Source organism: Paenibacillus sp. FSL H8-0175 (assembly GCF_045040615.1).
GTDB classification, from domain to species: domain Bacteria; phylum Bacillota; class Bacilli; order Paenibacillales; family Paenibacillaceae; genus Paenibacillus_AQ; species Paenibacillus_AQ odorifer.
On record NZ_CP150299.1, the window covers coordinates 5,029,819 to 5,041,970 of the forward strand.

Annotated in this window: 9 protein-coding genes; all 9 read right to left on the reverse strand. The window is 41.3% G+C overall.

Annotated features, from left to right (window positions below):
• Positions 1 to 73: 73 nt before the first annotated feature.
• The 9 genes from MHH46_RS22530 to pflB all read right to left on the reverse strand — a co-directional run bounded on the left by MHH46_RS22530 (position 74) and on the right by pflB (position 12,122).
• Positions 74 to 1,036, reverse strand: a complete 963-nt coding sequence (locus MHH46_RS22530; RefSeq protein WP_235219483.1) for a carbohydrate ABC transporter permease — start codon at positions 1,034 to 1,036, stop codon at positions 74 to 76.
• 15 nt (positions 1,037 to 1,051) lie between these two features.
• Positions 1,052 to 2,044 carry a sugar ABC transporter permease gene (locus MHH46_RS22535; protein ID WP_305953563.1) on the reverse strand — a complete coding sequence of 331 codons (993 nt, stop codon included), beginning with the start codon at positions 2,042 to 2,044 and terminating at the stop codon, positions 1,052 to 1,054.
• 524 nt (positions 2,045 to 2,568) lie between these two features.
• Entirely contained in the window at positions 2,569 to 3,360 is a 792-nt protein-coding gene (locus tag MHH46_RS22540; RefSeq protein ID WP_036682908.1) for a response regulator, read from the reverse strand.
• Complete coding sequence (locus tag MHH46_RS22545; protein ID WP_076129629.1) at positions 3,338 to 5,191, reverse strand: sensor histidine kinase; 1,854 nt, start codon at positions 5,189 to 5,191, stop codon at positions 3,338 to 3,340. Before MHH46_RS22545 ends, MHH46_RS22540 begins: the two co-directional genes overlap by 23 nt.
• Positions 5,192 to 5,219: 28 nt before the next feature.
• Positions 5,220 to 6,050, reverse strand: coding sequence for a carbohydrate ABC transporter permease (locus tag MHH46_RS22550; protein WP_036682912.1), 831 nt, complete (start codon positions 6,048 to 6,050; stop codon positions 5,220 to 5,222).
• A complete protein-coding gene (locus MHH46_RS22555; RefSeq protein WP_036682917.1) occupies positions 6,050 to 6,934 on the reverse strand; it encodes a carbohydrate ABC transporter permease in 885 nt (294 codons plus the stop codon). Before MHH46_RS22555 ends, MHH46_RS22550 begins: the two co-directional genes overlap by 1 nt.
• A gap of 128 nt (positions 6,935 to 7,062) precedes the next feature.
• A complete protein-coding gene (locus MHH46_RS22560; RefSeq protein WP_076129628.1) occupies positions 7,063 to 8,469 on the reverse strand; it encodes an extracellular solute-binding protein in 1,407 nt (468 codons plus the stop codon).
• A 436-nt stretch (positions 8,470 to 8,905) separates the two neighbouring features.
• Positions 8,906 to 9,643 (reverse strand): pyruvate formate-lyase-activating protein, encoded by a 738-nt coding sequence (gene pflA / locus MHH46_RS22565; protein ID WP_036682920.1) that lies wholly within the window; start codon positions 9,641 to 9,643, stop codon positions 8,906 to 8,908.
• A 217-nt stretch (positions 9,644 to 9,860) separates the two neighbouring features.
• Entirely contained in the window at positions 9,861 to 12,122 is a 2,262-nt protein-coding gene (gene pflB, locus MHH46_RS22570) for a formate C-acetyltransferase (RefSeq protein WP_076184179.1), read from the reverse strand.
• Positions 12,123 to 12,152 lie beyond the last annotated feature (30 nt).

The window sequence follows — 12,152 nt, forward strand, 5'->3', positions numbered from 1 at the left end:
AATATTTATATATGCTGAATCGGCCGTTCACACCTTAGCATAAAGCGGCCGAATTAAGCCATTACAATCGTCCTTAACCTTTGACAGCACCCACGGTAAGCCCTTTAATAAAATACTTCTGGAAGAAGGAATATACAAACACGATAGGTCCGATACCAATAACAGCCATCGCCATTCTTACCGTTTCTGTTGGAATATTGATTTCTACACCCTGTGCAGCCAAGGCAGCCATCGCCTGAGGACTTGCTGTCAGGAATTGAACATTCAGCATCGTCTTATACATTAGGTATTGTAAATTGACATGACCTTCGGGTGAGATAAAGATCAAACTAAGGTACCAATCATTCCAATAGGCCAGGGTCTGAAACAAACCTACTGTAGCTAACACTGGCATAGACAAAGGCAAAATAATTTGAACGAAGATCCGGAATTCTGGTGCCCCATCGATCTTCGCAGATTCGATTAAAGCTGGCGGTATGGTATTGGCAAAAAAGGTCCGTAAGATGATAACAAAGAAAGCAGAAACCAGCAGCGGCATAATTAGAATCCATAACGTATCCTTCATATGCATCATTCGCGTGTAGACCAGATACCAAGGCACAAGGCCCCCATTAAACAACATTGTAAAAAACATAAAAAATGAGAAGAAATTACGATGTGGAAAATCTCCACGTGAGATAGGGTAAGCGTACATAGCCATAATGATAAGACTCAGAATCGTGCCCACCACAGTCACAAATAACGAAACGGAAGCTGCATCGATAATTTGCCAATAATCTTTTAACAGAAATTCATAAGAAGAAATATCCCACTTGTTAGGAAAAAAGCTGTAGCCGTTCTGGATAACGGAATTCTCGTCCGAAAACGATACAATAACTACGAGGATCAGCGGCACCACACAAATCGCTGTGTATATCCAAAAGAATATATTAATTAGCAAATTAGATATATTAGATATTTCATTGGGTTGTCTTTGCCGTTTTGTGCGCTTCCCTGTACGCCGTGACGACCCTATTGCTGTTTCTGTCTGGCTCAACACTCCCACCTCCCTTTAGAATAAAGCATCATCTTTACTGATTCGCCGCACTGCTAGATTCGCTAAGAAAATCAATAGAAATCCTACAACAGATTGAACGAGACCCGCGGCTGAAGACATTCCTATATCACCGATTGCGAGGAAGGTTTGATATACATATGTGTCGATAACCTGCGTCGTCGAGTATAACGCTCCTGCATTTCTCGTAACCTGAAAGAATAATCCGAAGTCTGCGTTAAAAATCCTACCTATCTGCAGCAGCGTCATTACTATAATAACTGGGCTGATTAGCGGCAGTGTGATTTTTCGAATCTGCTTCCATTTAGAAGCTCCATCAATTAGTGCAGCCTCATAATATTCATTATCTATTCCAATAATAGCGGCCATATAAATAACCGTTGTATACCCAATCTCTTTCCATATCTTCACAATTACTAGAATCCCAGGCCAATATTTGGACTGTGAATACCATTCGATAGGATCTACCCCAAAGAACGGGAGTAATGTCTTGTTCATGAACCCATGCTCTGCACTCAGAAAGCCGTATACTAAGTAACTTACGACGACCCAAGAGAGAAAATAAGGGAGAAACATAGCGCTTTGATGGAATTTCGATAGCCATCTGCTGCGCATTTCGTTAAACATAATTGCGAAAGCCAGCGAAAAAAATAGCGTCAGTATAATAAACGCTGTATTATACAATAACGTATTCCTCGTAATGATCCAGGCCGTCTCCGTCGAGATTAAATATTTAAAGTTCGCTAACCCGACCCAATCACTACCCAGAATCCCTTTTTGGTAATTGATATCCTTAAATGCAATTACCGTCCCTAACATCGGTATGTAATTATTGATGATTAGAATCACTATCGCAGGTAACATCATCAAATAGAACACCCAATATTTCTTCATTACTCTAAGAAAATTCGGCGTTCTTCCCCTGCCTGGTTTCTTTACTTCTGACAAGCTGACGGAAGGATTCGTCACACTCATTTTTGGTTCCCCCATTCTCCATCATCCCATTCTTAAGCCCCAATTACTCTTGCTTGCCTAACGTTTTGTGTATCCTCCTTACACTCTAATTAAAACATATGATAATTTATGGGAGTATAGGAAACATATTATATTTCTATAAAAAAAGAGACGATTATCCTCGAAAATCGAGGAAAACCATCTCTTCAGCCTCTATATAGAGGCAAAAAATTTAATTAATCATAGCTTATGTACCTTAATCGCATTTATCACAGCCAAAGGCTGGTTGATAATTCCTGCCTTAAATTAACTAGGCAATCAGTCCTTGTGTTCCCAGAGAGGCCCACATCCGCAGGTGTGGGACGGCCCCTATACTACGAAGAGGGGTGAGGGAGAAGGAACGGAGAGGAAGTTTGGAACTGTAGGAGCGTAGCGTTCGCCTTTATCCTCGGATTTCAACCGCTAATAGCGGTATCTAATCAAGAAATCTGAGGATAACAGCGACCGGAAGTCCAAACATTCCTTGGAGCGACGCTAACCTCACCACTCAGCAGCTAACCTCACTGCACTTCGGTCCGGCATCGGTCGCGATACTCCTTAGGCGACATCCCTGTCTGCTTCTGAAATACCTTGGTAAAATAACGCCGCTCCTGATAGCCAACTCCCGAGCCAATCATCGTAATACTCTTATCGCTGTTAGTTAGCATAAACTTAGCAGCTTCAATTCGTTGTAGGGTCACGTATTCCACGAAAGTCATAGCAAAACGATTCTTAAACAAGAGACAGAAATAACTGCCACTAATCCCGATCTTATTCGCCACTTCCTCAATCCCAATATCAGAATGGAGATGTTCTGTGATGTACTTAGCTGCTTGGTTCATCAGCTGATCCGGTGTTTTTTTGCCAGAATCATCTTCACCTTCAGGGATTTCCTGAAAAATTGGAATGCTATTATACAGTTTATTCTTAAACTGCTTACTACGGATCTTAGCCCCAATCTCCCGTACCTTATTGCCAAGCTCTTCATAATGTATCGGCTTACAAATATACTCTTTAACACCTAGCCGAATCGCTTCCCGTGCATAATCAAACTCCTGATATCCGGTAAGAAGCAGCACCTCGCTATCCAATCCCATCTCCCGCAACTTACCGATAAAAGTTAACCCGTCCATCACTGGCATACGGATGTCACATAACACAAGATCAGGCTGTTTCTCCTCGGCAATACGCAAAGCATCCATTCCGCTTCGCGCCATACCGACAACCTCCATCCCCATCTCCTGCCAAGGCAACACCCTGTTCAGATTATTCAGAATTGGGGCTTCGTCATCAACCAATAATACTTTTAGCATAATGATCTTCCCCCTGCTCGTATTTAGGTATGACACATTGGATAATAGTACCATGACCTGGACTAGAACAGATAAATATTCCGTACCTGTCACCGTATTCAATGCGGATGCGATCTGCTACACTGCGAATACCAAGACCTCTGCGTTCAAGATTCATCCGGTTATCCCGTTCAGCCTTAACTTCTTGCTCCACAGGATCATTCACAATATATTGAAAAATAGCCAACTGAGAAGGTGTAATACCAATACCATTATCTTCAATACGTAAAATCAAATCCCCCTGCTTCTCCCAAACTTTCACAGAAACATGACCTTTGTAATCAATGCCCTCAAATCCATGTTGAATGCTGTTCTCTACAAGCGGTTGTAACGTGAGTTTAAGGATACCGCAACTCATCAATTCATTCGGAATATCGATCTCGTATTCGAACAAATCTTCAAAGCGGAATTTTTGTATATCCAAATAATTGCGTAAATGTTTAACTTCTTCATCCAGCGTAATCTCTTCCCGATCCTGAATGCTGATTCGCAAAATACTAGCCAGCCTGTAGACCATCTCACTAACTTTTTTGCCTTCATTCTGAATAGCGAGAACATTGATTGATTCTAATGTATTGAATAAAAAATGTGGTTTAATCTGTGCCTGCAGAACACGCATCTCAGCTTGATTCTTGCGACGCTGCTCCACATGAATTCTGTTAAACAATCCATTGATTTTATCCATAAGATCATTAAAACCCTTAGCAAGCAGCGTTAGCTCATCATTCCCTTTAACTTCTACCCTAGTGGTCAGATCTCCGTCTTCAACCCGGCGCATAAAACGAACAATGACAGCGATGCCGCCGGTAATCCGGTTCATAAAAAATAAATTGAAGATCACAGCTGCCAATAAGCAAAGGAAAATCACAGCGACGAACCAGCGAGCAAATACTGTAACTTCATGAGACAACGTATCCCAAGAAGTCACAGATACCAGACTCCATGGATAGTCCTTCAAATGATACATGGAAAGAATGCTTTTCTCCCCGTTGTACTCTGTTTTGAAACTCTGAAACCCTTTTTTAAAGGTAATCTCTTTATCCGCGAAAGACTGGAAGTCCTGTCCATCCAGCTTTTGATCTGGGTCAAAAAGAATCATTCCATCATCATTTACAAGCATAAAGGAAACATCCTGATTGCTATCCCCAATTTTTAAATTGCGAAATATGGATTCGAACTCCCAATTCTTGATCTGCACAACTAGGATACCTATGTTCTGAAAGAAGCTCAATTCCTTCACTAGCCGAATTTGTGTAAACACAGGTTCAGTACCCGTAAGCTCGGGATACTCGTGAGGAGCCAGCCATTTCGGCACACCATTTAAGTCCATAACTTCCTGGTACAGATCACTTTTTTTGAATGTATCATAGGGTAGCGTTCGGAAATTTTCCTTGTTAAAAAGCGACACGATTTCAGAGTTACCTCTACCGTTAAAATTGTACAAAAATGCATAACTGATCGATGGATGATTAAACAACAGACTACGGAAATTGCGCTGGCTCGCATTCAGATTCAGTTGCTCAGCATCAGTCAAATCCTGGTTGTTAGGATCATCTGCACTAAGGGCCATATGAAACACCGAGGTAGCAATTCCGTTGTCTGTAACGTTATCCATATCTTTTAATACATTAGAAATACTGTAACTAATCGCTTTAAGTGAGTATTCCGACTGCTGGCTGTACTTTTTTTCAATAGAATTATAAGTCACAAAAAACATAAGCATGCCTAGAATAAATAAAGGAATGATAATCAGGCCCAAAAATGCCGTAAATAATTTATAGCGCAAATTCATCGGCTAGTGCTCCTGACTGAGAATAAAGTTATCCTTTTACGCCGCCCGCTGTCACACCTTCAATAATCTTCTCCTGAAGAATTGCATAAATGATAATTACCGGCAGTACGCTGAAGACGATACCGGCTGACATTTGTGCATAGTTCATCTGGTATTGATCACGGAATTGGACCATACCTACTGGAAGCGTTCGCAGCTCGTCATTCGACAGGAAGTAGTTAGCTAGCAAGAACTCGTTCCAATTTCCCAGGAAATTAACAATGAATACAGTAACCATAGCCGGAACCGTTAGAGGTACAATAATTCTAGCAAAGATACCCGGTGCCTTCAAGCCATCCATGACCGCAGCTTCTTCTATTTCTCTAGGTAAATTTCGCATAAATGCTGCTAAAATAATGATGGTAAATGGAATCGCATTGGCGATATAAGGAATGATCAACGCCCAGTGGGTGTTCAGTATTCCTAACTTACGTACAATCGTATAAATCGGCAGCATTAAAGCATTATTCGGAATGAGCATTCCCACTAAAACCAGTGAGAACAAAATAGTATTCCATTTCCCCTGACGCATCCGTGTAACCGCAAAAGCAAACATAGACGCAAGCAGAATGGACACTACAGAGGCAAGGATCGAAATGTACAAACTGTTGAAAAAGTAAGTACTGATCTTGGCATTTACCCAAGCTTCCACGTAGTTGTTGAAGACGAATTCCTTTGGAATACCGAAAGGATTAAGCGCAATCTCATTGTTATCCTTTTTCACAGAAGAGAATAATACGAATAGGAAAGGAAACAGGATCACTAACAAATAGAATAAAAGGGCAATATGTGGCAGACTCTTTTTCAGGGCGCGTGGCATCAGTATTCAATCCTTTCTGTACGACGTGCAATCAGCAGCTGATAAAGGACTGTAACCACCAGTGTAAACGCAAAGATCAGGACAGCGATGGCATTTCCGTATCCATACTTAAAGTTCGTGATCGCATATTTAATCATGTATGTTGCCATTACATCGGTTGAACCTGCAGGTCCCCCCTTAGTCATAACGATGACGATATCCGCAGCTTTCATTGCTCCAGCAATGGATAGCATAATTACAACCGAGATGATCGGTACGATTAGTGGAAGCGTGATACGAGTAGCGCGTTGAAATCCAGTTGCGCCGTCAATGGCTGCAGCTTCATCCAATTCACCAGGAATAGCTAGAATCGCCGCTAGGACCATAACGATATAAAATCCAGTCCACTGCCAAGCATTCGTCAACAAAATAGAAAGCATTGCAAATCTTTCATCTGACAGCCAGTAAATAGGATTAATTCCTACTAGACTAAGGAGCTTATTAAAAAGTCCAATGTTGGGCTCATAGATAAACCCCCAGAGAATACCGATAACCGCTGTAGACATAATGGAAGGCATAAAGACTGCTGTCTTATATAAGCCCTTTAACTTCTTCACATTAGAAATTAATAACGAGAAGAATACGATCAACGGTACCTGTATACATACGGAGAAAAGAATAAACCAACCGTTGTTTTTAACGGATATCCAGAATCGTTCATCTCCTAGTGCTTTCTCATAATTACTTAATCCGGCTGATTTAACCGTCTCCGATACACCGTTCCAACTAGTAAAGCTGTAATAAATAGAACTAAAAATGGGGTAAATGAAAAACATCGTGAACAATATCAATGCTGGAAGAACGAAAAGGAAAAATACCACTGGATTTCTTAATGCTTTATTCATGACTACCTCCGGTTGCTTTGACATCTGGCGAATAGTGAATGCTTCAGATCAAGTGCAAACACATATTTTCTTTGATTTTAAAAATGTACCCTGGATTTAGCACCAGGGTACATTCAGTTTGCAGCTATTTATTCAACTGCTGCGTTTGCTTCTTCTTGTACCTTTTGCAAAGCTTCGCCCATTTTCTCAGGAGTCGTCTGATCGCCAATCAGTTTTTGAATTTGAATGTTACTGATTTCTGTAGTTACATCAGCTTGAACAAGAGAGTCAAATGCTGGGAACGAAGATTGTGAGTTGTTAAGTACACCTACGATTTCGCTCATCAGATCATCAGTAATATTCTCATTCAATACGTTTTGGTCAATCTTCATTGCTGGCAATACACCATCTTCAACAAGTCCGCGCAATTGCATTTCTTCATTAAATAAGTTTTTAATAAAAGATTTCACAGCAGCCAATTGACGTGGATCTTTCTCAGCAGATGCAGAGAAACCATAACCATTGTTCACATCGCGCATCAATGCAGTTTGGTCACCCGCTCCGCCTTCAACTGCTGGGATGTTGAAGAATCCAACTTTACCAATCAAACCTTCGCCAGATTGGCCCGTTTTAAATACGGAGGATTTCCAAGTACCATCATACAGCAGGATCGCTTCACCACTAGTGAATTGTGTTGTGTATTCAGCATATTCAAAGCCAAGTTCGCCTTTTTTGAAGTAGCCTTTATCAACCCATTCTTTGTATTTCGCAAATCCTTTTACTACATTTGGATCAGACCATTTAGCTTCGCCTGTTGCAAATTTAGCAGTTACATCCGGACCTGCATAACGTGACCACAGGTGGTTAGCTAACATAAGTGGTACCCAACCAGCTTTGGATGCACCAGCCAAAGGTACTTTTCCATCAGCCTTGATATCAGCCAATTGTTGTTCCAATTCAGCAAATGTTGTTGGAGCCTTCCAGCCCTTGCTTGTATAGTATTCTTTGTTATAGAAGAAACCTTCACCAGAACCACCGATAGGCAATCCATAGATTTTTCCTTCATAAGTGAAAGGATCTAGATTTGAGAATTTATCCTTAATTCCAAGTTCCTCAAGAATTGGAGTCAGGTCAAGTAATTTACCTTCTTTAGCATAGATCTTGGAGTCAGGGCTACCGAACAGATCGAAGATTTCCGGTGGATTACCCGCAGCCATTTCACCACGCAATTTTTCTTTACGGTTTACATCTGAATCTACCCCATCGAGTTTAAAGGTCAGACCCGGTACATCCTCTTGTACTTTGTTAACTACTTCTTCGAGAATAGCCAGACGTTTCTGCTTGTCTGCACCGATTTGAGTGTGACGAATCGTCATTTCAAATGGCTCGTTATTTACCGGTTCTTCTGTTGCTGGAGCATTTGTAGCGGCTGAGTTAGTCGCGGTAGCGTTTCCATCTCCTTTGTTAGAAGACGCATTGTTGTTGCCTCCGCAACCAGTCAGTAAAGCTGATGATACGAAAATCAGGGACAATAGCAAAGTCATACTTTTTTTCATTTCTTGTGACCCTCCCTATATATTGATGTGCTTTACACTTCTTATTATAGAAAACAGACTTCATTATCGTAAGGTTAAGATTCATCCACTATAGGGATAAAAATCTCTAATGTAAGCGGAATCAACTACATGATAAGTTATATTTTATAACATTAAAATGTTAAATCGCTTTATTCATTTGTTTTTCTCATCACAAAAGTTTGTTTTTCTTTAAAAACATTTAATTAAAATATTAAATTAGTCATATTACCTGACATATTTATTTATTATCTACCCCATAAACCACGTGTAACTATAGCATGTCTTTATTAGGAATAATATAAAATTCCCCCTCAGAGGAGCTTTAACCCCTCCCTTTTTACTTCCTCATAACAAAAAACCGCACCTTCAGTGATCAACCACTGAGGGTACGGTCTCTCTTAAAAATAAATATCTATTATACCAATGCCGTTTGCTTACGACCTTCTTCGACCAAGCGGTATGCCCGTTGCACTTCTTCTTCTGTTGGAGAAGGTACTCCATCCAGTTCATAAGCTTTGCCGAGCATTTCCCATTTATAGATACCCATCTGATGATAAGGTAAGATTTCGAATTTCTCGACGCCATTTAAGGTTCCAATATAACGACCTAAGTTAATGAGATCCTCTTCACGATCATGAATACCAGGAACATATACATGTCGGATCCACATCTTACGATTATGGTCTGAGAGCCAGCGTGCAAGCTTCAAAGTTCGATCATTGGATTTACCGGTTAATTTGATATGCGCTTCTTCATCAATATGCTTCAGATCAAGCATAACCAAATCTGTTACATCCAATAAGTCATTAATCTTGTCACCTTCGTTGTAACCATTACTGTCTAATGTGGTGTGCAAATTCCAACGCTTCTTCACTTCCGTAAATAACTGCTTTACAAATTGCGCCTGCAAGGTTGGTTCTCCACCGGATACAGTTAACCCGCCACCGGATGAACGATAGTAGTTTATATATGGCTCGATTTCCGAAAGCACTTCTTCTAGAGTCATTTCTTTACCTTCATCTAAAGCCCAGGTATCAGGGTTATGGCAATACTGACATTTCAGCAAGCAGCCTTGCATAAATAAGACAAATCGAATACCAGGTCCATCAACGGTTCCAAAGGTTTCCAAAGAATGTATGCGACCTTTAATCATAGGATGTCATCCTTTCGCCACGCCAGACTAACAGTCCCTTTTTCAACGATGAAGATCCCTGTCCTTGAGACTGTCATATCCCTATATCGCGGCAATAAAATTTAAAATTTTAACAATTCTCAAACAAGATATTACCGCCCTTGAGACAAGGGCGGTATCTTCCTTGCAATTATTTCAATAGTAGTACTAATTCAAAGATCTTCATGACAGGAACAAATTACATCGAACCGTGGAATGTACGGTTGATTACATCCATTTGTTGTTCACGAGTCAGCTTGATGAAGTTAACTGCATAACCGGATACACGGATAGTCAATTGTGGATAATTCTCTGGGTGCTCCATAGCGTCCATCAGCTGTTCACGGTTAAATACGTTAACATTCAAATGCTGAGCGTTGTTATGGAAGTATCCATCCATCATGTGTACCAGGTTAGACTTACGGGAATCCTCGTCTTTACCAAGTGCCTTAGGTACGATGGAGAACGTATTAGAGATACCATCTTGTGCATCGGAGTAAGGCAGTTTAGCTACAGAGTTCAGGGAAGCCAAGGCGCCTTTCTTGTCACGTCCGTGCATTGGGTTAGCACCTGGTGCGAAAGGTTCACCTTTCTTACGTCCGTCAGGTGTAGTACCTGTCTTCTTACCGTACACTACATTCGAAGTAATGGTCAGTACCGATTGAGTCGGCACAGAATCACGATATGTTTTGTTTTTACGGATCATAGTCATGAAGGTTTCAACCAATTCTACTGCGATGCTGTCAACAGCATCGTCATTGTTACCGTAGCAAGGGAATTCGCCTTCGGTTTCGAAATCGATCGCAATACCTTGTTCGTTACGAATAGGTTTTACTTTGGCGTATTTAATTGCGCTTAGTGAGTCAGCTGCAACGGACAGCCCAGCAATACCACAAGCCATCGTACGCAGAATGTCACGGTCATGCAGCGCCATTTCGATACGTTCGTAAGAATATTTGTCATGCATATAGTGAATGATGTTCAAAGTGTTAACATAAGTCTTAGCCAACCACTCCATCATCGGTTTGAAACGTTTCATTACTTCGTCATAATCCAGATATTCAGAAGTGATCGCTGGGAATTCCGGTCCAACTTGTGCTCCGGATTTTTCATCTACACCACCATTGATAGCATACAGTAATGCTTTTGCCAGGTTGGCACGAGCACCGAAGAACTGCATTTGTTTACCGATACGCATTGGAGATACGCAGCAAGCAATCGCATAATCTTCACCCCAGTATGGACGCATTACATCGTCATTTTCATACTGAATTGCACTAGTTTCGATGGAAACCTTGGCACAATATTTTTTGAAGGCTTCAGGCAATTTTTCGGACCACAGTACAGTTAAGTTTGGCTCCGGAGCTGGACCCAAGTTGTACAGGGTGTTCAAGAAACGGAAGCTGTTCTTGGTAACACGAGTTGTTCCGTCTTCAGCCATACCACCGATGGATTCAGTTACCCATGTTGGGTCGCCGGAGAACAGATCATTATAGTCAGGTGTACGCAAGAATTTCACGATACGCAGTTTCATTACGAAATGATCGACGATTTCTTGTACTTGTTCTTCAGTCAAAGTACCTTCAGCAATATCGCGTTCTGCATAGATGTCTAGGAAAGAGGACACACGGCCCAGGGACATCGCCGCACCATTTTGCTCTTTAACTGCTGCCAGATATCCGAAGTATACCCATTGAGTAGCTTCTTTGAAGTTGGTCGCCGGTCTGGAAATATCCATACCATGAGCAGCTGCCATTTCTTTCAATTCGCCAAGTGCACGAATTTGCTCAGACAGCTCTTCACGCAAACGAATGATATCTTCAGTCATGGAATCTACTTCAAGCTCAGTTTGTTGTTGTTTTTTGTCTTTAATGAGGAAATCAATACCGTACAGAGCAATGCGGCGGTAGTCGCCGATGATGCGTCCGCGGCCGTAAGCATCAGGAAGACCTGTAATTACGCCGGATTTACGCACAGCTCTCATGTCTGGTGTATATGCATCAAATACGCCTTGGTTATGCGTTTTGCGAATGTTCGTAAACATGTCAACGATGTTTTGTGGAAGCTCGAAGCCATAAGCCTTCGTAGCATCAACCATCATCTTGATCCCGCCGAATGGCTGGATGGAACGTTTGAAAGGAGCATCAGTCTGTACGCCTACAATTTGTTCCTTGTCCTTGTCAATGTAGCCTGGAGCATGTGAAGTGATTGTGGAGACAGTATCTAGGGAAACATCCCATACGCCGCCTCTTTCTCTTTCTTCCTTGCTCAATTGGGAAATAATCTTCCACAGTTCAGTTGTGTTACTAGTAGGTCCTACGAGGAATTCTTCGTTTCCCTCATAAGGCTTAATGTTGCTTGCGATAAAGTTGTTAACGTCAACTTTTCTGGACCATTTACCTTTTGCAAAACTTCTCCAACCGGATTTCACTTCTTGTACATCTTTTTCAATCACCGACATGCTAAATCCCTCCATCTATATTTATATTAT